The following is a 23,709-nucleotide window of genomic DNA, read 5'->3' as shown; positions in this document are numbered from 1 at the left end:
ACTACTGCACGATGGCCATCAGCTCTATTTTTAAGTCATCAAAGCCGTTCGGTACATAAATACAGATAGACTCAGACTTAATCATCTCATCATACAGCTCACCGACCGGTTCGATAGTGAAGTAGCTAAAGCCTGGTCTTACCGGTATCGCACTAGGTACTTGGGTGACATGCGAGACTGGTGACCCCGGTAGTGCTGATAGTACCCGCTTCTCTACCGCGTCTGGCGTTGCCACTTTAAAGCGTCTTGGCACGATATCAATGAGCTCATGCATCGGTAGCGATGAGCTAACCGACAGATACAGCTGTGAGCTGCGAGTAATCTTGTCACTGCTCAGCTCCCCTGTGTAGTAAGACGGTTTATTTTGACGCAAAGGAATAGAGATAAAGTTGCTAGCAATCACCGTATTGAGCAGTTCGCGAATGATCAAAATGATACTGATAAAAGACTCATTGGCATTGTTATGCTGATAAGAGGGCAAATCACCTACTTTATATAATGAGCTAAAGGTCGCCAATTGACTGGCAACATTCAATAGCGCCTCATAAAGCCGTTCTGGATGTAGCTTGGCATTATTGTATAAATGGCTGAGCTGAGAGTATGCGGTATTTAGCGTATGCAAAAGCCAAAAAGACGCAATGTCTGATGAGCGAAACTCTAGCAAATCATTGTTAGATTGACGATGATGGTCATAGAGAGAGGTGGACTTGGTATTAATCATCGTCATCAAGCGATAGACTTGGTTGACCAATGCAGGATTACTGGTGATATGGACGCTAGGCACAATATAATCCTCGTCCACTTGGTAGACACCTTGGGTGGTACGCAGCAACTTAGCAACTAGCAAAGAGACGGTATCTTGACTGGGCGCTTGAGCAGAATGGCTCAGCTGCAAGCTTGGTGACAGTTGAATAACATCGATCATCGCTTCGGCAGCTTGACTGTACAGATCTTGTGCCTCGACCGTATTTCTCACATAGCGTGCTGGGTTATCGCTTTGCTCTGTCTGTATATTGCTACCGCCACTATGAACAATCTCAAGGCTCAAAAACACGAATATCTCATCGTCGTTACGGTGAGTATCAAGCGTGATTGGCTTTGGCAGCGCATCGGTACGTGGCGCTTGATAGATAGTACCGTCTGGTAGCACACCGTAGATGCTTTGGAAGCTTAATAAATTGCTCTCTAGTAATTGTTTATCAATTTGCACGTCTGCTATGCCATAAGCATAAGGGTGCATCAGTGTCATACTTAGTGCACGTTGCGAGTTATGATAGCTGTCTTGAATCTGAAAATGCTGGGGTCTTAAAAACAGTCCCTCTCCCCATAATACTCTATGTTTACTCAAGGCTATCTCCTACAAGCAGCTAACCAGCGGTTGCTGATAATATTTAAGTTTGGTGGTAAAGTCAGGCACTAACTCTGGATTGACGCCTTCTTTGATATTGATATCACAAGCGCCGATATTTAAAACCAGCGCTTGGTCAAAATCGATACTATCAAGTGGTATCAATACCTGCGAGCGTTTCTGCGTATGTCTCAGTCCAACTTTGATGGCAATAAACTGTGCATCCTGTGGAATACTTAGCTTAAGACTGGTGGCACGATTGGGAATGACGCTAACTTCTTTAGCAGCCCGCTCCTCTACCTCGGCGAATTGGTTCTCTTCTTCCAAAAATCCAATATAAGCCGTACTCGCAGTGCCTTGTTTGGCACGTCCAGCATTGGCATTAGCCGCAGGAAGAATTTGTAAGGTAATACTTTGACGTTTTAGCTGTTCTTGCAAGGCTTTTTGCTCGTCATTCATTGACTCAAGCCGCTGTTGCTGTTGCTCTAGTTGCGCTTTTAGGTTTTGTAAATCTTCATTCATTGCCGTGCTTTTATGGCTAATAACGTCTTTCATGCTATCGATGACGGAAGCTTCGTTATTGCTACCTGACTTGCCAGCCAGTACAGACGCATTACTATCAGACTTACTAGCGCCACTGAGGCTACATCCTGATAGCGTGGTCGTTAATACCCAACCAAGAGCCACTGCCGCTATAGATAATTTCATACATTTGTCCATATTATTTCTGTATTTTGCTTTGTTATTGTCGTTATTGACTGGTCAAAATCTCTGCCATTTGCGGGCGACCAAGCACGCCTTTTTTGCGCAGCTCAACATGGCCCAAATCCATCATACGCCAGTCGCCGCCCCACACTAGTCCAGCCGATTTTGCTACTTTACCATATAACTGGTAGCCCTGCATCGCCCATGGATCCTTTTCAGTAATCACAATTTTACCATTTCTAATAAAGGCGCTATCGCCTGCTAGACCAAACTGATGATAGCTCTTATAAGATCCTGCCTTGGTGACATTTGGGCCTTTTTTGAGCAAGCGTGCTTGCCTTCCCGGACTACGATAGCCCTCTAGCAGCACCATGTCATAACCATATTGATCACTCATCACCTTATAGACAGTCAACAGCCGTTGGACAAACTCAGAGTTCATCTTATTCCAATTACGGTCAGCATTTCTGATGTTAATGTGCCCATTGCTGATATGCGATGCCAAAATATCACCCGAGTAGCCCGTACTGTGGTCTTGGGTATTTAAATCAGACAGGTCAGGTTCAGGGAGCATTAAAGGCCTTTGTACTGGTGACGCGTCCGTCGCCACCTCCGGCCAATAGCCCTCGTCGGTTTGCGTGGCTTGATAGCTGGCAATCTCTGCTTCTAGCTCAGCGAAAAGCTCAGCAGGCGGCGCAGGCGGTGGTCGCAATCGCTCCCCGACCAGTAATTGACTGATTTGCGAGTTGGCAGTATTCAACGAGTCATCTTGAGCATGATAAACCTCAAGAGAGTTATGCATAATCAGAAAATAACACCCCACTGTCGTCGTAAGAATGGCTAAAACAGATAAAGTGGGAACAATAGGAATGCTGTTAGGCGAGATACGTGGCAGAACTGGTAGCTTGAGCGTGGGGCGTTGAAGTTTGATCACCGAGACGCCTTGCCAAACAGTGCTCACCTTATCAAACAGTCGCTCATACAGCTGACGATCAAAAAGCATGATAATCACTGTAATGGAAACAAGCGTAAAAAGGATAACGACCAAATAAATCATAAGGAAAATAATGGCACAGTGAGGCATAAAGAAAAACAGCGGGCAAAATATTGGAAAATACTAATGTTCAGCCATCAGCATGTCGTAGCTGGCTATTATATAGACAGATGAGATATTTTTTTATAAAAAACCCAACTTAATTGTATTTTTTATTAACTGGCTATATTGACTAGTGATATAGCATGGCGATGAGCAAAAATCGAGAAGAAAAACCATCTTATGCTAATTAACCAAGCAAAGTAATGATACATGGTAGCGAGAAATCTTCAAATACCATAAACTACCTCTAATAAAATTATGTAGATAAGGGGTATGGCAAGTGGGCGTAAAAAAGCTAATAACTTACGGGCGCTATGCTCTTGCACTTTTTTTAGTCATTTATCTGTTATTGGTTTGGATGTACTTTAAAGATAATACGCTGCAACTTACCTCTGCAAGACTGCTGCTATGGTTTGTGATTATTCCAATAATTTTGTTTGGCTTTATCGTGTTTATTAAATGGCGACAAAAAAAATCAGAAGCAGAAGAACTAGCGCCAGCTCAGAAAATAAGCAAAAAAATAAAGGCGCCACCTATCGATTCTTATCAATTGTTTATAAATAGTAGTATCTGTCTACCCGAAGGGATTGATTGGCCTGAAATCATAGACAATGATAACGATCTCACGGTATTGAGTGAAGCGCTATCAGACTTTGACGGCTTACCAATATTAACCAAGCCGATTGAGGGTGTGATCACCGAACAAACAGCGCTCTACGCTTACGATAATGAGCTAGATAACGAGGCATATCCTGAAGACGCGGCTGAAAGCCTAAATGAGCAAACCTTGCGTCTATGGGCATTGATTGATAATCAACTTACCGCAAGTGATGATGCACTAAGTGTACTGGCTCAGCATTTTGAGCGCATTATGCAACAAAATATCCATGAGCCAAACTCAGCGCTGAATATCCATCCAGAATGGCAGCAACACTACATCGCGAGCACAACAGAAGACTCCTCTGCAGAGGATAGCCTTCCCGTTATCTCATTGTCTACGCTGTCTATTTATTTGTCTATTCCTGAGCTGGCTGATGCTAATTATCTGGTTGAAAGGCTAAAACAGCAATTGGCAACCTATGGTATTCCCGAGCAGCTACTCACTATTCAGACCATCATCGCTGATAAAAATCCTCGTCATACAGACTCTTTTCATAATAGCCATGACGGTGCTGATAACGAGACCTATCAGCCGCTGCAATTTATTCACGGGCAACTTATTGCTCTGACTAAAGCTGCGACCCCCGAGATTTGTCTTTTTATCACCGTCGACTCACAGATTAATGAGCAATGGCTTGAAGCAAACTTATACGTAGACAACGCCTCCAATCTCTTGCCTACCGAAGCCGGTATATTGCTGATTTTCTATAACAAAGCCGCCAAAGACCTTCTCGATCTAGATCACAAGGTACGTTTTTCCATGACTGAAATTGGCGAGGCGCTACCCAATGATGCCAGTAGTATGGCCGCTGAGGTGCCGCAGCAGGCTTATAGCAATACTCGCCAGCATTATTTAGCAAATTTGAAAACGATAAAACAGCTGTTACTAGATAATTCATTTGCTCTATTAGATCGCCATGACGACAAAACCAAGGCAGAAGAAAAAAAGTCAGCGCAGGCCATTGACAATAAAACAACAATGACAGATGCGTTAAGTGAAAATAGTATCACCCTCTTGTCAGACATTAATCCATCAACACAACCTTACGACTTATCCCTACTTATGACATTTATCGATGAATTTATAGCGCAAGGGGCGCTAGTAAATGACCATCATTTAGGGCATTATATGCCTCTGAACTCATGGTTACAGCCTTTTTTAAGTCTCGCACTGTTGGTCAGCGCTGCCAAAGAACAGCCACAGGAGTCTGACATTAAACTCCTTATTACCCAACATAAGCACCGCTGTATGTTGTGGCTTGCAGAGTCCAACCAAACACTTTAGCCACTTTTAGTTCAGTTAATATTGCTCGTTTTATCGCTTATATCAGTCATTGTTTATGATGAAATGATGACTCTCTATTATTTCAAGATCACATTAGGTAGCAGGCATGTTCTCAAGGTTTTTTCATCTCATCTACAATCCAAGAGTGTTATTGGTCTTAGCTATCATAGTCGCTCTGGTCTTACTCTATGATTATGTCGCGCTACAAGCCTTCTTCGTCATTATCGGTGTCTCCATAACCTGTCTGCTACTAGCGTGGTTTGGCTACTACTGGTGGAAAAAGCGTAAAAAGGCGGCCGCTGAGCTCGCAGATTTAGTAGAAGACAATAACGATGAAGGCGCTAATAGTGCCAATAGTAGTGCTGCTAAAGACGAGAATGCACAAGAAGTACAGGCCTTACGTCAGCAAATGCAAGACGCTATTAAGACCATTCGCAAGTCTAAAATTGGCGATCAAACTGGCAAAGCTGCACTGTACGAGTTGCCATGGTATATGGTCATTGGTAACCCAGCAGCAGGTAAAAGCTCGGCGGTACTTCACTCTGGGCTAAAATTCCCGTTTATGGAAAAAACCAACAAGCTGTCGGTACAAGGTGTCGGCGGTACTCGTAACTGTGATTGGTTTTTTTCTACCGAAGGCATCCTACTCGATACCGCAGGACGCTACTCTGCCTACGAAGATGACCGCTCAGAATGGCTGTCGTTTTTAAACCTATTGAAGAAGAACCGCCCCAAAGCGCCTATCAACGGTATTATTATCGCCGTTAGTATCGCTGAGCTTACCAAAAATGACCCCAGTTACGCACTAGACTTGGCCAAAAACCTGCGTAGCCGTGTGCAAGATTTAACAGAGCAATTAGAAGTTTATGCCCCCGTTTATGTGGTCTTCACAAAAATGGATTTGGTATCAGGCTTCCGTGACTTTTTTAATGATTACGAGCAAGAAGAGCGCGGGCAAGTATGGGGCGCGACGATTCCCTATCCCGAAGACCCTGATAGCATCAATATCAGCGATGTGTTTGAAGAGCATTTTGGCGTGCTGGTTAACGGTCTAAAAGATCTTAGCACCACTAAGTTGTCTCTGCGTCACCAACGTACGGTATCTCCGAGTCTGATGACTTTTCCCATGGAGTTCCAATCATTACGGCCGATGATTAGAACGCTGATGCACGCCTTATTCGAAGACAACCCTTTTCAGTTTAAGCCCATACTACGCGGATTTTACTTCACCAGTGCCTTACAAGAAGGGCAAGTCAGCAGTCAAATGACCTTACAAATGGTGCAAAATTACGACTTGCAACCACCTGCAGTGCCTTTAAGTGCTCAGCAAGAAGCCGCCGACAAGCCTTACTTCTTGCATGATTTATTTTCTAAAGTCATCTTAAAAGACAAGCATTTGGTCAAACAACATAAAAACCGCAACAAGCGTAGCCATCGCGCGCTGGCCACCCTCGCCTCTGTGGTGGTGCTATGTACAGCGGTTGGTTTATGGACTTGGTCTTATGCCAATAACAAGCAATTGACTGAACGTGTAGAAGCTGACTTGCAGCAAGTCGCACTAATGCAAAAAAATGCTAATGGTGATTTGCAGTCACAACTTGAGTCACTCACTATCCTGCAAAGTCGAATAGAGCAACTCGAAGGCTACGACGAGAATCGTCCGTTGTCGCTGAGCTTTGGGTTATATCAAGGAGATAAGCTCAAAGAAAAACTGCTATCTGAATATTATAATGGTGTAGGCATTATCGTGTTAGCGCCTACCAAACAAAACATTGAAAGGTTTTTGACCGACGTCAATACGAATGCGGCAGACCTGAAAGTGCAGGAGGCAGAAACGTCAGCAGCTGAATCCGAAACCGTGAGCAACGACGCTTATATACAATCTGACCCTACCGACGTAGAGGATGCTTATAATGCGCTGAAAGCTTATCTGATGCTGGGCAATCATGAGCACTTAGAAACCAGCCATTTGAGCGATCAAATGACACGTTTTTGGCGCACTTGGCTTGAGTCCAACCGTGCTGATATGCCGCGTGACAAGATGATTCGTCAGGCTGAGCGCATCTTAAGCTTTACGCTTGCTCATGTCGACGACCCCGCCTTTCCATTGATTCAAAATGACTTGGGACTGGTGGATAAAACCCGTACGACGTTGTCTAAAGCCAGTAAAGGCCAACCTGCCCGTGAGCGTGTCTATTCTGAGATTAAAATGCGCTCCTCTGCTCGCTTTCCATCGGTGACTGTCGCACAAATTACCCAAGACAGTGCCAATGAAGTACTGCTAGGCAGTTATGTGATCTCCGGCACCTTTACCAAGCAAGCATGGGAATCGTTCGTGAGTGATGAGATTGATAGAGCTGCTACCAATAGAGTGGTTGCCGACGATTGGGTACTTGCGACCAGTAGCAAAGATGATTTGACGCTGACAGGCAGCCCTGAACAAATACGTCAATATCTGGTCAATCGCTACAAACAAGAGTACATCATTGAGTGGAAGCGCTTTTTATCACAGGTCTACATCCGTGATAGTAAAGGCTTCGACGATCATGCGCTCTTATTAAATCAGCTGTCTAACGCCACCGAATCACCGCTAAAAACACTATTTGAGACGGTAGATCGTCAGACCCAGTGGGACAATAAAGCCGCAAACCAACCCGCAGCGAATGGCTCCAACTCTCGGCGCTCATTTGTCAATTGGTTCAAGCAAACGATCCTGCGTCAAAGCCCAGCTGAGCTTCGTCAAGCAGAAGCGGCGATGAATAATGGCAGTAATAACAGTACTAATGAAGCGGCAGCCGTCCCTGCCAGCACCGGCATGGTAGCGCAGGAGTTCTCCTCAATACACAACCTAGTCACCCCAAGAGAAGACAATCAAGACTTATCGCTATTGGATAACTATTTGGCAAGCTTAGGAGATATTAGAACGCGGTTCAATAACATAGCCCGTAGCGATGATATCGGTCCTGATGCCTTGTTATTTGCTTCGCAAACGCTCAGCACTGAAGGTTCAGAGATGACCAAGTCCTTGCAGATCTTAGATGAGCAAATACTTAGCCAAGCCAACTCTGAAATAAAACAGCTGGTACGTCCATTGCTAAGCGAGCCGCTAACTCGCTCATTTACGATGCTCCTCACCCCGACTAAGGCTGAGATTAATAAAGTCTGGCAAGCACAAGTATACAAGCCCTTTTTGGATAACTTGGGCAATAAATATCCATTTACCGCCAATGCTAACTTGGAGGCAACCCCTGCTGAGATTGGACAGTTCTTTGGGGAAGATGGCTATGTCGCCAAGTTTGTTAACGAAACCTTATCGCCTTTTATCATCCGCCGAGGCGATCAAATCTCAAGTAAAATTTGGAATGGTGCAGGCTTAGGTCTGAATCCTAAGTTCGTCGCTGATTTTGGCAGATATTTTGTCAACTATACTGGTGGCAATGCTGGAAGCGCGTCAGGCGCGAGTGGTGGCAGTGCCACTGCCAATCAAACCACATTCCAAATCATGCCTTTACCGGTTAGCGGTTTGACCGAATATACGATCGTCGTTGATGGACAGCAGCTGCGTTATCGTATGGGTACGCAAGCATGGACGACGTTTGTATGGCCAAATCCAAGTAGCCAACCAGGAGCCAGCATCAGAGCCAAAAACTACGATGGCAGGGATTACACCATATTTGAGGAAGCCGGCAGCTTTGGCGTTGAAAGACTGATTAATAGCGCCCGCCGCACTGAGCTTGGCGACAATATCTTTGAGATGGCATGGTCAGGTGATGGCATCACTATTCCGGTACGTTTTAGAATCATCAGTGGTAGCAGTAGCACAGCCAGTCAAGGGCGCTCTAACAACCCCTTTACTGGTATGAAACTCCCTAACGAGGTGATTGCCCTTGGGGTCACACGTACGGCAAGACCTGTTACGGATAATAGCGCAGCGGCTAATAGCAATAATGCTCGTGAATCAACCGGTCAAAATACTGAGCAAACGAGTACAGCCCCTCCAGTAGCAGGCGTGTTGAACTTGGCTCCTAGTACAGACGCCAATACAGATGCTAATACCAGTGCTACCACGAGTAACGTTCAGAACACCGAGGACAATAGTGGCAATGGCGCACAAACTGCCTCGTCTCCAACTACGGCTACCTCTGAACCGCGGGAGCCAACGCCATGACTCCTGAATCACTACCCCTAGTTTATTTTGGCAAATTACCAGCTCGTGGAGACTTTATCAGGGCGCGCGCTCATATCGCTGAGACCAATGCAATTGATCAATGGGTCAGTCAAGCCTTGGCGATATCAGAAAACTTATTCAGTGACGCGAGTGACTCGTTGATAGACAGCCCACCGACGAACAACATTGCTTTTTTGAACTTTAGTCACGTAGATACGGTATCTAACGAGATTATTACCGGCGTCCTGCTTCCTAGTCATGACAGTAGCCATAGAAACTATCCGCTTATCGGTTTTGGTGTGCTTCATCTCGATAAACCAAAAAGCTGGATGAACTACCTGCCCGTTAAGTCATTAACGCTGTGGAATGAGACTTATGAAGTCCTAAGCGTGGCTAAATCTAAAACCGATAGCGCTGAGGTTATGGCGGGTCTGAACGACGGTCAGCTTACCGTCAATAAAAACGCCAGTACCCACTATTACGATTTTATCAATACCACCACATTGCACGACATCGCGATATTGATGAACATCAGTAAATCACAACTGATACAACAAATCATAGCCACAGGCTTGTTATTCTTACCGACTTATAGCAAAGGCTTTAGCGGTCTGAATAAAGCCATATATTGGACCCTGACCTCTGACAGAGAAAATGCCATACATATGGCGACTTTTTGGCATGATCTTATTAGCGGTTTTTATCAGCCACACCAGCTCTATCTGAATACGTATCTGTACCGAGTTTCAAACTGCTACCGCCTGCTATTGAGCTTTACCAAGCCGGACGGTTGCATGCTTAGCCAGCTGGCAAGTAGTGAGGACAGTCATCCCGATGATTGGGTAATCATTGCTCATAGTGACTGGACACAAAGCTATATCGATGAAGATATCGGCTTAACTCGGTTTAACAAAATATTGTTGCAAGATGACCTTTATCTGTACGATACTAGACAACTGTTTAAAAAAACCTTCTTGGCACAGTAGATATTCGATAATTGATCGTTAACAAGCATGCTCTCAATAACAGTAAGATTAGAAAAGGTATTTTTATGCTAGCCCAAGTCTCAACCACAATACCTAAATTAACACGTCGTAAAAAAAGCCTATTATTCGCTGCTGTTACTTTGTCTATGAGTGCTGCGGTGTTTGCGGCTCATAATGATGCTCATATTAATAATAGCCCTGAAGATGTGCCTGTGGTCATTAAAGGTGTCGTAGCTACCAGCTCGGATAAGCAGCAACTCCTTGAAAAGCTAAAGGCGCAATACCCTAACAAGCCCGTCAGAGATGAGATCGAAGTGCGTTCTAACATTAGCATACCGACCAACTGGCAACAGGTAGCGACCGCTATTATCGATAGTGATATCTCCAATATCCGTCAGGGTCGTATTGATATTCATGGGACTACCATTAGCTTGCATGGCAAGGTGAGCAGCATTGAGCAAAAGCAAGCCATCCAAAACCGGATACACACGCGCCTCACCGATCTTTACCAATTAGAAAATCAATTGGTCGTCGTAGAAGGTGAGCAGCGACTTATCGATGACACCTTGGGCAACCGTATTGTCGAGTTTGAATCCGGCAGCGCGAAGTTGACCTCAATGGGACTGGGTATTCTAGACGATATGGCTGGCGTCCTGCAGCGTGTTGGCGATAAGCCAGTGACCATCATTGGACATACTGATAATGTGGGCAACCCAAGCGCCAATCTGGTCTTATCTAACAAGCGTGCCGAAGCAGTTAAGCAATACCTCATCGGTCGTAACATTGATGCGGCCCGTCTAAGTACCGCTGGTAAAGGTGACGCTGATCCTATCGCGAGTAATGACAATGAAGAAGGACGCACTCGTAACCGCCGGATCGAATTCAATCTTGGTGAATAACGCTGCTATATACGTTGATCATGGCAGCTAAGCACTGATGCTTATGATGCCGTCTCTGACACAAGAGGGACTACCCCTATGTTACGCTTGACCAACACCGTGCTTCCGATGCACCCTGATAGGCTGTATGCGATTGAAAGCAATAGCCAAGCCCCTTACGCCAGTGCTCGACAAGATATGGCGGCTCACCGAGCGTGGCTACAGAAACTGACTCATGCTCATGAGGAAGCACACATCATCGCTCAGCTGAACCCGAACGGCTGTCACCAGCAAGAGCAGCACGGTATTGATACCTATCTATTACACGTCTATATCCATGAGCGCCATCATCCCCCTTTCACACCGTTGACGGCTTTAATCGGTAGTGCATTAACCTTGAGCTTTGATACGCCGAGCGGATTGACCTATCGTCATCTCTATATCACAGCCATTCGTCAATTGGATCATGATGGCAGTTATGGCTATTACCGTCTGCTGGCACAGCCGATTACCTATCGCTTGCATCAGCATCTACACAGTCAAATAGACACCAATTTATCTGTTCTCACTATGGTCTCAGAGCGCCTCAGCACACTAGATGTGGACGTGGTCGATGACAGCAGCAACGGTGAAAATGATACGAACTGGATACCCGCTCGTATGACTCAGTGGCAAATGAGTCACTGGTCACATATTTGTGAGCGCCTCGCGCGTCAAGGGCTGACGGCTTATCTGCGCCATGAGCAAACAGACGATCACAGCCTGCCAAAGCTCATTATCACCTCCGCCCATCCCAGCGATAGCGATGGCGTCAGCCTAAATATTGGCGCATTACGCTATCAACAAATATTACACGACCGTGTCCATGCGCCTGTCTTGGCCATCAGTGAGCAGGTCATCACCCAACCAAACTCAGTAACGATGCAGCGCTTCAATGCAGCAAATGTCGCACACCCAACCCAGTCAGCCGATATTGCGACGAGCAATAATGGGGATAAAGAAAACAATCAAACGAGTAGTCATTCACTCACTTTAGACAGCCCAGCCGCCTTTGCACCAGTAACCGATACTGAAACTATAGATGAGGCAAGCATAGTCGCTCACAGCCATCAAAGCAGATATAGCGTCTATCACGCCCTCGCCCATGCCACGGATTTGAATGTTGCTGATACTTTTATGCTTGTCGATCACAGTGCGCTCAATCAACACTACCGTGCTACCCATATCGTTCATTTGGCACGCAATAGTCTGGCACATGTGACTGGACTCACCATAAGCCGCCGCCATCATCAGCGCCATGCCTCCTCTTTGGAAGCTGGCATTCACTTAACCCAGCTGAGCCTCATTACCGCTGATACCCCGTGGGTCGGTCCTCTATACAGCAGACAGGCTCTACCGCCGATGACAGGCATTACAGACAGTCAAAGCGATACAGACAGTCGCAACCATATGACCCCGACCAAAAGCTACTTACTGGATAGTCCAGCCCAACCTATCAATCGCCTTGAAGCACAAGCTGGCGCTAACTATGGCACACACTTCACCCATCGAGCGGACGACCAAACTCTCCTGCAGTCTATCGGTGATAGCGAGCATCTAATCAATACTGGCAGTCTATTGTCGTCTACGCGCCCAAGCCTATTTGCCACGGATAATGAACAAGCGGTCGAAAGTGGTTATCGCAACACGGGTAACGGTTTATCGGAATGGATCACTGATCACCGTACAGAAAAAGCGTACTCTCAGCTAAAAGTAGACAGTGCTGGGATATCTGCCAGTCTAAAAATGGGGGTCATCAATCCATCAGACACCGCCAAACGCGAAGGCATCAATGCGACTACTAACGCTCAAATCAATATAAAATCAGGCGAAGCCCTCGTCCTTTCCACTCAACCGCAAACTCATACGCAATCTGGACAGCATAACTACCAGCAGCACACCCCGACTCTGACTCAAACTGGTCTTGGAGGTCAGCACTTAACTGAGCGGTTAACGCAACTGGCAACAGGGCTTGGACGTCATGTCAATGACCACAAAGCGATTAAAACCCAACTTGAAACTATCGCAGAAGAACAGCAAACCAAAACCCATCAAACGATGCCCTACACGCTAATCGATAGCGCAGCATACAGTGCTTATGCCAGTGACGATACGCTGATTCACAGAAGTATGGGTGAGATGATAACCACCACTCAGCAAGACATGAATATCAGTAGTGGCGATAGTCATAACCAAGTCAGTAGCGAGTCTCTAAATATCATAGCCGATGGTCAATTTAGCATGACCAATGCCAAAGAGAATATTACCCTCTCCGCCCATACGGGTAAGCTTGAAGCCACGGCTAAGCAAGATGTGAATATTGCCTCCTCGACTAAAGAGGTTGAGATAGTAGCGACGAATAAAATTACGCTGACGGCTGGTGGTGCGAGTATCACTTTAGATGGTGGTGATATTACGATTACGGCAAAGCAGTTTACGGAGAAGGCTGGTAAGCATAGTAGGGCTGGAGGCGGTGTAGATGGGTTGGGATTGGCAGGGTTGCCTAACATTATTCCTGATAAAAAGACGTTGATGGATGGGGTTTATAACTTAGCGTATCAGTTTGTTGATGATGATGAGGAACCTTATGCTAATACGCCTTACACCGCTATTAATAAAGTAACAGGAGAAGAGTTTAAAGGTAATACAGATAAAGACGGTTGGTCAGAAAGGTTTCAATCTAATAGTGAAGACGATATTGAGGTGGTTTTGAAACTTGATTGGCAGAGTGATAATGAAAGGAGTAAGTAATGTCTTCATCTACAGGTACTACAAAATCTACACCCAATAATAATAAAAAAGTAAAAATTTCTCCTCCTATCGAGTTATTTTTACTATTTTGGGTTGATGAATGGGATAGTGGAACAAAAATGTTTTCTGAGTCAGCACAAACGAGACTAAAAAATATTAAAAAATCAAGCTGGTACAAGTCTAGTATTCATAAGGTTCACTGTCCTCCAATACAAGCCTTACAAGAAATACAAGTCATAATAAATAATTATATAAAAAAATACGGAGGCAAAAGTAAAGTTAGAACTAGAGAAGTAAGTATATTTTCTCATTCTGGAACTGATGGGCCTATCACTTATGATACACCTAACGACCCTCCGCTTAATGACAAAAAAAAGCAAATGCATATAGATGGCTGGTCAAGTATAGATTTTAACTGGGCTACATACAAAGGTGTAACTACAACTAGATGTGTTTTCTTTGGATGTAGATCTGCCTTAAAAACTAATTCTTTTGCTAAAAGAATTTCAGCATTACCGAACTATTCTACTGTTGAAGTTATAGGTCAAAGCACATCATCCTTCCCTTCTGTATTTCCTGATTACCGAGTAACGACAGGCGCTCGAAGTATTCCTATATTTGGAGGAGCAGGCTGGGATATTGCCAATACCTACATGGTAGGTAGCTTAGGCGGCAAGGGTCTTGATTCTATAACTTGGCAGGGAGTAGAAAAACCCAATCTTAAAGATTTTCCAAAAGCGGAAGTTATGAGGTTCTATAAAAATAACACTATTACTAATAATTCTCATCAAGGTATATTCAATGATCATAGGTAAGAAATACTATTGCATACCTTTTATTGTAATTATTCTATTATTAACTATATATTTAGTGAGTAAAGTTATGTCTATTAACGCAGAAAAAAACCTTTATATAGATATAGATGTCGACAAACATTTACAGGATAATATTGTGGTAAATATTGAGTTATTAAGGAATAGTCATGAATATAGTGAGTATGTTGAAACTAAGCTAATTAGTATTCATAATCAAGAAAAATACAGTAACTCGACGAGAAAAATTGATCTTGATAACTCCTTCGTTTATGAACTATTCGTCAACTATAAAAACAGAAAATTTTTTAGTATAAGTAAAGATCAAATATATGATCATTACAATACAGATGTAAAGAATAAATTCAAAATACTAGAAATAGACAATCAAATCTATCTGCTAGATTACGGTTTATATAAAAAAAATGAAAACTATGGTACTACTTTCGATACTTATCTGTTAGAAGAAAAAAAAATATCAGAATTACCTGATTCTAGAAAATTCACTTATTCTTCAGACCATGACCGATTTATAATTCAGCCGATGGATATGGACTCAATAAATTACTTTTCAAAACTTTCATATCCTGAATTGGAAGAATTTAAATTTATTCTTAGTGATCAAAAAAAGATTGAAGAGCTGAAAGCGCAGTAAAGTATATTAATAGACTGCACTAACAAATGATGGTGAGCACTCATAGAGCCGATGATCAAACGCTAGTTCAGTCTATTGGCGATGGTGAGCATTTGATTAATACGGGTAGTCTGCTATCGAATACCCGTCCTAGTCTGTTTACCACTGAGAACGAACAAGCGATAGAGAGTGGTTATCGCAATACCGACAATGGCTTATCAGAGTGGGTCACTGATCATCGTAGCGCGCAAGCGTACTCGCAGCTCAAGGTCGAAGACGGACAAGTGGGCGCAACGTTTAAGATGGGGGTTATTAATCCATCGGACACTGCTAAACGCGAAGGTATTAGCGCTACCACCAACGCGCAAATCAATATAAAATCAGGCGAAGCGCTCGTTCTCTCCACCCAAGCACAAACCCACGCTCAATCTGGACAGCATAACTATCAACAGCATACCCCGACGCTGACGCAAACAGCATTGGGTGGTCAACACTTAGCTGAGCGACTCACGCAATTGGCAACGGGACTAGGCAGAAACGTCAAAGACCATGCCAATATTAAAACTCAGTTAGAGAGTATCGCCAAGGAACAAGACACTAAAACCCATCAGCAAACACCTTACACGCTAATCGACAGCGCAGCAGACACAAGTTATGTCAGTGACGATATACTGATTCATAGAACTATGGGTGAGATGATTAATACCACTCAGCAAGATATGATGATCAGTAGTGGCGATAGTCATCATCAAGTCAGTAGCGAGTCTCTAAATATCATAGCCGATGGTCAATTTAGTATGACCAATGCCAAAGAGAACATCACCCTTTCTGCCCATACGGGGAAACTTGAAGCGACCGCTAAGCAAGATATCAACATCGCCTCCTCGACCAAAGAGGTTGAGATAGTCGCAACGAACAAGATCACGCTGACGGCTGGTGGTGCGAGTATTGTCTTAGAAGGCGCTAATATCACTATCGCCGCTAAGCAGTTTACGGAGAAAGCTGGGAAGCATAGTAAGGCTGGAGGCGGTATGGATGGGTTAGGATTGGCGGGGTTACCACAACATATCGTTAAACTAAAAAATTCAGTACTACGAAAACCAGATTGGGTTGCTTTTGAAGAAAATACTCTTGATTTAGCTGGAATGAAATGTCGCTTGACTCTAACCAATGGAGATTCTATAGATTCAATATTTGACGAAAACAGTTATGTAGAGTTTAAAGATATATACGGCGAAGAAGTAAGAATATTTGAAATTTTATTTGATGAAAAGACTAAATCTAAAAATAGCTTAGTTGACGATATATTAAAATTAATGTCCGAGTAATATTAAATAAAGGAGGTTTCTATGAGCGGTTACACAGGAGTTAGTGATTATAACTCTGCCACTAGAGCTTGGAAAGATAGAGTTTATCTTGAAGAACAAGCTAAAATTAATAATATAAATTATGTTGATGGGACGGAAGTCCTTAACCATTCTATCAAAGGATTTGAAGGTGCAGCCTCTAAATTCGCTAAAGATTTCATAAAAGATGCAAATGCTAGAATTAACTATACTAAAAAAATAAAAGAGATTTCTAATGAGACTTTAAAGGCAGTAGATAGTGGAAAGATTACTGTTGTAGAAGGTTTAGAGTACAGTAGTAAAATGCGTAACGTAATTATGGAAGAAACAAGAAGTATAACATCAGTACAAAGTCAGGCTGGGGCAATTAAAATGAAGAAAGTTGGAGTTAGTACAGAAGATCTAATGGATAAGTATTCAGAAAAACTTTTTTCCAAAAAATTTAATAAACTAAGTCCAATAGAAAAACAAAAAGTACAATACCATATTATAGAGGCTTCTGGTAGGAACCGTAAAAGTGTAACAATAAAAGTAAAACGTTTAAAGGTATTAGGTAAGGTTCTTTGGGTAGTTACTGCTGCCTTAGCAATCTATTATATTGCTACAGCAGAAAATAAAGTTAAAGAGTCATTTGTTCAAGGTGGCACTATTGGTGGTGGCCTAGCTGGAGGTACGCTTGCAGGAATGGGAGCATCAATAATCTGTGGGCCTGGTGCTCCTATATGTTTCGTTGCCGTAATACTAGTTGGTAGTGTGTTAGGAGGACTAATAGGTTCGGAAGTAGGTGAAGCTCTATATGAAGAGGCGGAGGAGTTTACTACATGGAAGGTATTGTGAAAAAAAGAGAATTATGGTCAGCATTATCTGAATTATTTGTTGATAATGAAATAAATTACGATGCTATTGCGAAGAAAGTTCAAAGTTATTCTTTAGATACAATTGAATATTCATTGTTTTATGAAGTAGCCCCTATTTGTTCACTAAATTTTTCAAGCGTTATACCTGCTGTGTGGTCTTTTTTTGAGATTGACACTATTGCACCATTAATTGAACAACATATCTCAAGATATAATAATGAAAAATTATATAAATTAAAAGCTGACTTTTTAGTAAAGTATTATAAGTTTCACTATAAATCAGAATGGTTGGAATTACAAAAAGAGATTATTTTTTTGAAAAACAATTGAAATACTTAGAGGTTAACCAATAACAGGGATGGTTATGTTTAAATATAAACTTCTAAAAGTAACCTTAATATTAGCATCACTATCTTTTTCAACTACTGCCTGCCAAGCAGAAAAAGAGAGCACTATGCCTGATAAACCTTTAGAAATTTCATTAAACATGACAGCTAAAGAGTTATACGATGCCAACCCTGAGTATAAAGCGTTTCAAGAAGGAGACGCTCAACCTATGGGAGCCACTTTCCAAGGTTACGACTTTCCAAGATATAAAGAGCCTACTGTCATTATCAAATATCCTAATGGTGAATTTGCTATCGATGGTGTTATGTCAGTCTTAGCTTATGAGGATAATAAACAAGAAAGTTATAAACTCTCTAAAATCAATCTTAGTTTTTTATTCAACCATAAAGTAAGCGGTATATCAGATAAAGATGCTTATAAAAAAATGATATCTTTCTTTAAAGAGCTACAGAATAAAGGTTGGACACATGCTAAAACTTTAAGTGAACCTCGTTTAAGCCCCAAAGATAGCTTTACATTTGCTACTAAAGAAGATGGATATGCCTTCAGTCTTAACTATACTTATCCATTAAGTTTTGAACAGTGGTTGCAGCTCGATGATCTACAAACATGGCAACTGCGACATGGTACAGATGTATTTATGAATATTAGAATGAATAGACAAACAGATTCATCCACAGGTAAGCGTCATTACCTGATTAGTTTAGAGGTTTTCAATGAAGTAGAGCTACTACTACAAATCGTTCCGAATGATTATGATGAGCCTTTGACTAAAGAATACAGTAAGCTTTATGACAAACTACCTGAAGCTAGACTCTTTATTGAAACTGAAGCTATTAAAATGGGATTAAAGATTCAGCAGAACCAACCTGACTATACCCTACCACTCGTACTTAAAGAGACAGGTATCGATACCAGCAAATCTGTATCAATTGACCCTTATAAAATTACCTACGAGGATTTTATTAAGCGTCAAGAGGCGGGCGAAGACATGACGCCGTACTATGAAAATAAAACCAAACCCAATAAACCTGAAATTACTAGTCAAGCTCGAGGCCGTTGCCTAGCTGGTCAGCCCTGCCCTAAGTCAGGCTACTGGTTCACGCAAGCAAAATCTGACAGTCGTGCTTACTTTAAGCAAGGCGACATCATGCCAGACTATCCAAACAATAACTGGGGTGAGGTGATTTGGCAATTTGACGCTGAAAAAGGGTAATTAATATATTATTTTATTCAAGCCACCCTTGGGTGGCTTTTTATATTTATTAATCTCTACTCAACCGCAAACTCACGCACAGTCTGGACAACATAACTATCAACAGCACACCCCGACTCTCACCCAAACTGGTCTTGGCGGTCAGCATCTAGCAGAACGTTTAACACAGTTGGCAACGGGCTTGGGTAGATCGGTTAATGATCACAGTGTCATCAAAACACAGTTAGAGAATATCAGCAACGAGCAGCAAACCAAAACCCATCAAACAACGCCCTACACCCTTATCGATAGCGCAGCAGATAGTAGTTACGTCAGTGAAGACCTGCTGATCCAACGGTCGATGGGTGAGATGATCAGCACTACCCAGCAAGATATGAGTATCAGTAGTGGCGATAGTCATCAACAAGTCAGTAGCGAGTCTCTAAATATCATAGCAGATGGTCAGTTTAGTATGACCAATGCCAAAGACAATATCATGCTGTCTGCGCACACGGGTAAGCTTGAAGCGACCGCTAAGCAAGATGTCAACATTGCCTCCTCGACCAAAGAGGTTGAGGTCGTAGCCACCAATAAGATTACGCTGACGGCTGGTGGTGCCAGGATCACGCTTGATGGTGCTGACATTACGATTGCAGCGAAACAGTTTACGGAGAAAGGTGGCAAGCACAGTAAGGCTGGAGGTGGAAATGATGGGCTTGGGTTGGCGGGGTTGCCTAGTTTGATAGCTGGTGCGATGTATAAAGCAAAGTTCAAATTTGCAGACGATGATGACATTGCTTATGCCAATACTCCTTATATTGCTATTAATGAGGATACGCAAGAGACCTTTGAAGGTATAACTGATGCTGAGGGAAGTACAGAGAATTTCTATAGTTCTGACTCCAATAAGATTAAAGTGCATCTAAGAAATGAAGACCCTTGGGGATCTATTGAACTTTATAAAGTTAAATTTAAGTTTACTGATGATGATGGTAACCCGTATAGTCATGTTCATTATCGTGCAGTATCTGAGGTAAAAGAGTTAATTTATTTTGGAACTACTAATGCTGAGGGTGAAACTGCAAACCTTGTATCATCAATTGAAGAAAACTTTAATGTTCATCTTTATCTATCAACGATTGGAGATTAGTAGTTATGCAGATTATGCGTAAAGAGTCGAGTGGCAAAACAACTGCTGACGGCAATAATATAGATGTAAAAATAACCAGAAGAAACTCAAACTTAAAGGTTTGTCCTATTATTAATAATTTAGTGTTTAGTGACATAAGTTTGAGGTGGCTTGAAAGTATAGACTCACGTATAGAATCAGCTAGCTGGTTAAGTAAAATTTTACCTGCCGCATTTGCAGGACTCTTATTTACAAAAAGACCTGCTGGCGGGAGGACATCATCTGGAATACCAATTAACTCAATTTGGGGTATATCGGCAAAAGCAGAGTTAGAAGCAGCCATAAAACCTGCCCCTCGAAAAATAGACGGAGCTAACTGGGTATTATTTGCAGAAGCAATGGGTAGTGTTGATCAAATAAAAAGGAACATGGTTGAAAAGGATGCTTATCGGGCTATTTTAGAATTAGAATCTGATGGCTATTCTAAACACAATAATGAAATAAAATTCTTTAAAGCTATTGCTGAAGGATGTATGCCATGAAATATATTAAATTATCATTAATATGGAGTATGACATTGTTATGCATCTCGTGTTCACAGTTCATAGGTGCTAGTGAACATTCTTTAGCTCTAGATAGAGCAGTTCAAACTATGAATGATGCAGTAGATTTGTGTGAAGAAGATAAAAACTCTATTAAAGATCCTGAACTAGATGATTTAAAAGCTATGAGCAAATTTTCTGAAAATACTATCAATGCTTATATAATATATCGTAGTAATATAAATGACCAAATTTGTCTGATACAAAATGGTGCTACACCCAGAGAATACATTTTGGCTGTAGCTTTAGATAGTAATATAGATTATTTTACTCGCAGGGAAGCCGAACACTTATTTAAAACTCTAATGCCTTATGACTTTATAGGTAATGTTAATTATATTAACAACCTACCTGAAGAAGAAAGAAATAAACTTCATCAAATAGACTACTTAAACAGTAGTTTTGATTTGTTGGTTACAACAAGGGCATTGCGAGCATATAAAGAGAATATTTCAAAGTAATTTTGTTATTCAAAGTTTTAACTTCTGCAAGCTATTCAAAGTTGTATCTCAATTTCAGCATAAAAGATCATTACAAAAAATTATTATTTCAAGCTATTGAAGATGGATGTATACCATGAAAAAAACTATATTCTTTTCATTAATATTAATTATATTTTCAGTACCAGCTTGTGCTAAAACAGAGAAAAAATTAGAAGATGAAATTACTCTAGAATCAGCAATAGAACAGTACGAGAGCACTATAGATCTATGCACTGCTGAAGAAAAAAGCAGAACTTTACCTGATGAAAGTACTTTAGAGAAGATAAGTGAAATTGACATAAAAAAAGTTCAAGATTACATATTATATCGTTCAGATATCAACTATAAGATCTGTATGCTTAAAAATGGTGCAGCTCCACTTGAATATTTTGTAGCTTTATCAACAGATAAGGCAAAAAGCTCCGCAGTACGAAAGAGAGCACGTTTAATTTCTGAAGAAATAGTCAGCAGTCATATAATAGACAAAGTAAATAACATTTCAAGTTTAACATCAGAAGAAATGTTACAACTAAAGTCAATCAGTTATTTAAACACAAGCTTTGATGCGGTTAAAACATATGATACTTTACAATCTTATAACAGCCAAAAAATCGATTGACTTAATGATAAAAATTAGAATAGTAAGAAGCAGTGCACTTTGATGTTTGATCTGAATGAGTAGATAGATATGTTGAAGCGATTAAGGTTCATTACTTCTTTTTTTATCATATTAATAGCTACTTCTTGCCAAGCTAAAACAAAGGTTGTTATGCCTGATAAACCTTTAGAAATTTCATTAAACATGACTGCTAAAGATTTATACGGTGCTAACCCTGAGTATAAAGCTTTCCAAGAAGCAGACGCTCAGCCTATGGGGGTTACTTTTCAAGGTTATGATTTTCCAAGATATAAAGAACCTACTGTCATTATTAAATATCCTAATGGTGAGTTAAGTATTGACGGTGTTATGTCAGTCTTGGCTTATGACGATAACAAACAAGCAAATTACAAACTCTCGAAAGTCAATCTTGGCTTTTTATTCAACCATAAAGTAAGCGGTATATCAGACGAAGATGCCTATCAGAAAATGATGGCTTTCTTTAAAGAACTGCAAGGTAAGGGTTGGACTTATGCTAAAAGTTTAAGTGAGCCTCGTTTAAGCCCTAAAGACAGCTTTATATTTGCCACAAAAGAAGGTGGAAGTGACTTTAATCTTGATTACACCTACCCTTTGAACTTTGAGCAATGGATGCAGCTCAGTGATTTACAAATATGGCAACTGCGACATGGTACAGATGTATTTATGAATATTAGAATAAATAGGCAAAGTGACCCTGAAACAGGCAACCGTCATTACCTGATTAGCTTAGATATTTTCGATGAGTTAGAGTTAATAAGACAAATAATCCCTAATAACTATGATGAATCTTTGACCAAAGAATATAGTAAGCTTTATGGCGGATTACCTGAAGCTATAGTCACCTGACCACAAAAATGTTATAAAATAAATCAACTAAACGATTACCACAATAAATAACCATGACTTACTCCCTAGATTTTCGCAAACAAGTCTTAAAAAGCTTAGATGAGGGCATGACCTTTGCTGAAGCTGCTGTTTTCTATGATATCAGTCCAACGACTATCCAGAAGTGGAAAAAGCGTCTTCATAGTAAAACCACTCGATATATTAAGCCCTACAAAATAGAGGATGAAGCCTTAGCTCAAGATGTCAAAGACCACCCTGACGATTATCACTATGAGCGAGCACAGCGTTTTGATTGTAGCCCAACAGGCATCAGTAAAGCCTTAAAGCGTATTGGTGTTAGCAAAAAAAAAGACACTTGAGCATCCCAAAGCCTGTCCTGTGAAAAGAGCGACTTATCTAGCCAAGCTTAACCACTACATTGCTCAAGGCTTTGCTATTGTCTATATGGACGAAAGTGGGTTTGAGAGTGAAACGATGCGTCCTTGTGGTTATGCACCCATTGGTAGCCCCTGCATTGGCAGTTACAATTGGCAAGCCAAAGATCGAACCAACGTCATTGGTGCACTATATGGCAAAACGCTGTTTGCACTCAATTGCTTAAAGACCAACATTAATAAAAAGATTTTCTATCACTGGTGCAAGTTCACGCTGATACCAAAGCTTAAGAGAAAATGTGTAATCGTTATGGATAATGCAGCCTTTCATAAGCGCGTTCAAAAGCTGCTTAACAGGCATGGTCACAGGCTATTATTCTTACCTCCTTATAGTCCTGACTTAAATCCCATCGAGAAAAAGTGGGCTCAAGTGAAGTTTTTACGCCAAGGTTGGATGGAAAATGACTTATCTAAATTGTTTTATGATATTCATCCAAAACATAACTCTTTTGTAGTGCAGTGACTATA

General features: G+C 41.7%; 21 protein-coding genes. 18 read left to right on the top strand and 3 right to left on the bottom strand.

Annotated features, from left to right (window positions below; genetic code table 11):
- Position 1: 1 nt before the first annotated feature.
- The 3 genes from tssK to W293_RS16330 are packed head-to-tail and all read right to left on the bottom strand — an operon-like array spanning position 2 to position 3,056.
- On the bottom strand, positions 2 to 1,348 hold the full coding sequence (tssK, locus tag W293_RS0108795; RefSeq protein ID WP_025652083.1) for a type VI secretion system baseplate subunit TssK: 1,347 nt from the start codon (positions 1,346 to 1,348) through the stop codon (positions 2 to 4).
- Positions 1,349 to 1,357: 9 nt separating this feature from the next.
- Complete coding sequence (locus tag W293_RS0108790; protein WP_025652082.1) at positions 1,358 to 2,056, bottom strand: hypothetical protein; 699 nt, start codon at positions 2,054 to 2,056, stop codon at positions 1,358 to 1,360.
- 43 nt (positions 2,057 to 2,099) lie between these two features.
- Positions 2,100 to 3,056, bottom strand: coding sequence for a M15 family metallopeptidase (locus W293_RS16330; protein ID WP_025652081.1), 957 nt, complete (start codon positions 3,054 to 3,056; stop codon positions 2,100 to 2,102).
- A 451-nt stretch (positions 3,057 to 3,507) separates the two neighbouring features.
- On the opposite strand from W293_RS16330, the gene W293_RS0108780 reads away from it, so the two are divergent.
- The 18 genes from W293_RS0108780 (at position 3,508) to W293_RS0108695 (ending at position 23,704) form a co-directional block, all read left to right on the top strand.
- On the top strand, positions 3,508 to 5,094 hold the full coding sequence (locus tag W293_RS0108780; protein WP_156915639.1) for a hypothetical protein: 1,587 nt from the start codon (positions 3,508 to 3,510) through the stop codon (positions 5,092 to 5,094).
- Positions 5,095 to 5,200: 106 nt separating this feature from the next.
- Positions 5,201 to 9,262: a type VI secretion system membrane subunit TssM gene (tssM, locus tag W293_RS0108775; protein WP_025652079.1), complete on the top strand. Its 4,062-nt coding sequence runs from the start codon at positions 5,201 to 5,203 to the stop codon at positions 9,260 to 9,262.
- Positions 9,259 to 10,248, top strand: a complete 990-nt coding sequence (gene tagF / locus W293_RS0108770) for a type VI secretion system-associated protein TagF (protein ID WP_025652078.1) — start codon at positions 9,259 to 9,261, stop codon at positions 10,246 to 10,248. Before tssM ends, tagF begins: the two co-directional genes overlap by 4 nt.
- 65 nt (positions 10,249 to 10,313) lie before the next feature.
- Positions 10,314 to 11,147: an OmpA family protein gene (locus tag W293_RS0108765; protein ID WP_025652077.1), complete on the top strand. Its 834-nt coding sequence runs from the start codon at positions 10,314 to 10,316 to the stop codon at positions 11,145 to 11,147.
- A gap of 78 nt (positions 11,148 to 11,225) precedes the next feature.
- On the top strand, positions 11,226 to 13,916 hold the full coding sequence (locus W293_RS16800) for a DUF2345 domain-containing protein (RefSeq protein ID WP_025652076.1): 2,691 nt from the start codon (positions 11,226 to 11,228) through the stop codon (positions 13,914 to 13,916).
- On the top strand, positions 13,916 to 14,731 hold the full coding sequence (locus W293_RS0108755) for a hypothetical protein (RefSeq protein ID WP_025652075.1): 816 nt from the start codon (positions 13,916 to 13,918) through the stop codon (positions 14,729 to 14,731). Before W293_RS16800 ends, W293_RS0108755 begins: the two co-directional genes overlap by 1 nt.
- Positions 14,732 to 14,798: 67 nt before the next feature.
- A complete protein-coding gene (locus tag W293_RS0108750; RefSeq protein WP_156915640.1) occupies positions 14,799 to 15,383 on the top strand; it encodes a hypothetical protein in 585 nt (194 codons plus the stop codon).
- 32 nt (positions 15,384 to 15,415) lie between these two features.
- Positions 15,416 to 16,690, top strand: a complete 1,275-nt coding sequence (locus W293_RS0108745; RefSeq protein ID WP_198015435.1) for a DUF2345 domain-containing protein — start codon at positions 15,416 to 15,418, stop codon at positions 16,688 to 16,690.
- Between the two features lie 21 nt (positions 16,691 to 16,711).
- A complete protein-coding gene (locus W293_RS0108740; protein ID WP_025652072.1) occupies positions 16,712 to 17,545 on the top strand; it encodes a hypothetical protein in 834 nt (277 codons plus the stop codon).
- A complete protein-coding gene (locus W293_RS16795; protein WP_025652071.1) occupies positions 17,530 to 17,895 on the top strand; it encodes a hypothetical protein in 366 nt (121 codons plus the stop codon). The genes W293_RS0108740 and W293_RS16795 overlap by 16 nt, the downstream gene beginning before the upstream one ends.
- 34 nt (positions 17,896 to 17,929) lie before the next feature.
- Positions 17,930 to 19,129, top strand: a complete 1,200-nt coding sequence (locus W293_RS0108730) for a hypothetical protein (RefSeq protein ID WP_156915641.1) — start codon at positions 17,930 to 17,932, stop codon at positions 19,127 to 19,129.
- 28 nt (positions 19,130 to 19,157) lie between these two features.
- Complete coding sequence (locus tag W293_RS16790; RefSeq protein ID WP_025652069.1) at positions 19,158 to 20,258, top strand: DUF2345 domain-containing protein; 1,101 nt, start codon at positions 19,158 to 19,160, stop codon at positions 20,256 to 20,258.
- 5 nt (positions 20,259 to 20,263) lie between these two features.
- Positions 20,264 to 20,779, top strand: coding sequence for a hypothetical protein (locus W293_RS0108720; RefSeq protein WP_025652068.1), 516 nt, complete (start codon positions 20,264 to 20,266; stop codon positions 20,777 to 20,779).
- Positions 20,776 to 21,300 (top strand): hypothetical protein, encoded by a 525-nt coding sequence (locus W293_RS0108715; RefSeq protein WP_025652067.1) that lies wholly within the window; start codon positions 20,776 to 20,778, stop codon positions 21,298 to 21,300. Before W293_RS0108720 ends, W293_RS0108715 begins: the two co-directional genes overlap by 4 nt.
- Positions 21,301 to 21,415: 115 nt before the next feature.
- The gene (locus W293_RS0108710) at positions 21,416 to 21,940 is read left to right on the top strand and encodes a hypothetical protein (RefSeq protein WP_025652066.1); all 525 of its coding nucleotides are present in this window, start codon (positions 21,416 to 21,418) and stop codon (positions 21,938 to 21,940) included.
- Between the two features lie 150 nt (positions 21,941 to 22,090).
- Positions 22,091 to 22,807: a hypothetical protein gene (locus W293_RS0108705; RefSeq protein WP_025652065.1), complete on the top strand. Its 717-nt coding sequence runs from the start codon at positions 22,091 to 22,093 to the stop codon at positions 22,805 to 22,807.
- Between the two features lie 53 nt (positions 22,808 to 22,860).
- Positions 22,861 to 23,166, top strand: coding sequence for an IS630 transposase-related protein (locus W293_RS0108700; RefSeq protein ID WP_025651943.1), 306 nt, complete (start codon positions 22,861 to 22,863; stop codon positions 23,164 to 23,166).
- Positions 23,141 to 23,704: a transposase gene (locus tag W293_RS0108695; RefSeq protein ID WP_198015433.1), complete on the top strand. Its 564-nt coding sequence runs from the start codon at positions 23,141 to 23,143 to the stop codon at positions 23,702 to 23,704. Before W293_RS0108700 ends, W293_RS0108695 begins: the two co-directional genes overlap by 26 nt.
- Positions 23,705 to 23,709: the final 5 nt, after the last annotated feature.

The organism is Psychrobacter sp. TB67, assembly GCF_000511065.1.
Taxonomy (GTDB): Bacteria; Pseudomonadota; Gammaproteobacteria; order Pseudomonadales; family Moraxellaceae; genus Psychrobacter; species Psychrobacter okhotskensis.
Note: the sequence above shows the minus strand (reverse complement) of the source record. Positions and strands in the feature narration are given on the sequence as shown.

What these genes read in the sequence shown, in the direction of transcription:
- W293_RS0108755 (WP_025652075.1), top strand. Translation starts at nt 13,916, where the DNA reads ATGTCTTCATCTACAGGTACTACAAAATCTACACCCAATAATAATAAA.
- W293_RS0108720 (WP_025652068.1), top strand. Translation starts at nt 20,264, where the DNA reads ATGCAGATTATGCGTAAAGAGTCGAGTGGCAAAACAACTGCTGACGGC.
- W293_RS0108705 (WP_025652065.1), top strand. Translation starts at nt 22,091, where the DNA reads ATGCCTGATAAACCTTTAGAAATTTCATTAAACATGACTGCTAAAGAT.
- W293_RS16330 (WP_025652081.1), bottom strand. Translation starts at nt 3,056, where the DNA reads ATGCTTTTTGATCGTCAGCTGTATGAGCGACTGTTTGATAAGGTGAGC.
- W293_RS16800 (WP_025652076.1), top strand. Translation starts at nt 11,226, where the DNA reads ATGTTACGCTTGACCAACACCGTGCTTCCGATGCACCCTGATAGGCTG.
- W293_RS0108765 (WP_025652077.1), top strand. Translation starts at nt 10,314, where the DNA reads ATGCTAGCCCAAGTCTCAACCACAATACCTAAATTAACACGTCGTAAA.
- tssM (WP_025652079.1), top strand. Translation starts at nt 5,201, where the DNA reads ATGTTCTCAAGGTTTTTTCATCTCATCTACAATCCAAGAGTGTTATTG.
- W293_RS0108715 (WP_025652067.1), top strand. Translation starts at nt 20,776, where the DNA reads ATGAAATATATTAAATTATCATTAATATGGAGTATGACATTGTTATGC.
- W293_RS0108790 (WP_025652082.1), bottom strand. Translation starts at nt 2,056, where the DNA reads ATGAAATTATCTATAGCGGCAGTGGCTCTTGGTTGGGTATTAACGACC.
- W293_RS0108730 (WP_156915641.1), top strand. Translation starts at nt 17,930, where the DNA reads ATGTTTAAATATAAACTTCTAAAAGTAACCTTAATATTAGCATCACTA.
- tagF (WP_025652078.1), top strand. Translation starts at nt 9,259, where the DNA reads ATGACTCCTGAATCACTACCCCTAGTTTATTTTGGCAAATTACCAGCT.
- W293_RS0108780 (WP_156915639.1), top strand. Translation starts at nt 3,508, where the DNA reads ATGTACTTTAAAGATAATACGCTGCAACTTACCTCTGCAAGACTGCTG.
- W293_RS0108710 (WP_025652066.1), top strand. Translation starts at nt 21,416, where the DNA reads ATGAAAAAAACTATATTCTTTTCATTAATATTAATTATATTTTCAGTA.
- W293_RS0108740 (WP_025652072.1), top strand. Translation starts at nt 16,712, where the DNA reads ATGAGCGGTTACACAGGAGTTAGTGATTATAACTCTGCCACTAGAGCT.
- W293_RS0108700 (WP_025651943.1), top strand. Translation starts at nt 22,861, where the DNA reads ATGACTTACTCCCTAGATTTTCGCAAACAAGTCTTAAAAAGCTTAGAT.
- W293_RS0108750 (WP_156915640.1), top strand. Translation starts at nt 14,799, where the DNA reads ATGTCTATTAACGCAGAAAAAAACCTTTATATAGATATAGATGTCGAC.
- W293_RS16795 (WP_025652071.1), top strand. Translation starts at nt 17,530, where the DNA reads ATGGAAGGTATTGTGAAAAAAAGAGAATTATGGTCAGCATTATCTGAA.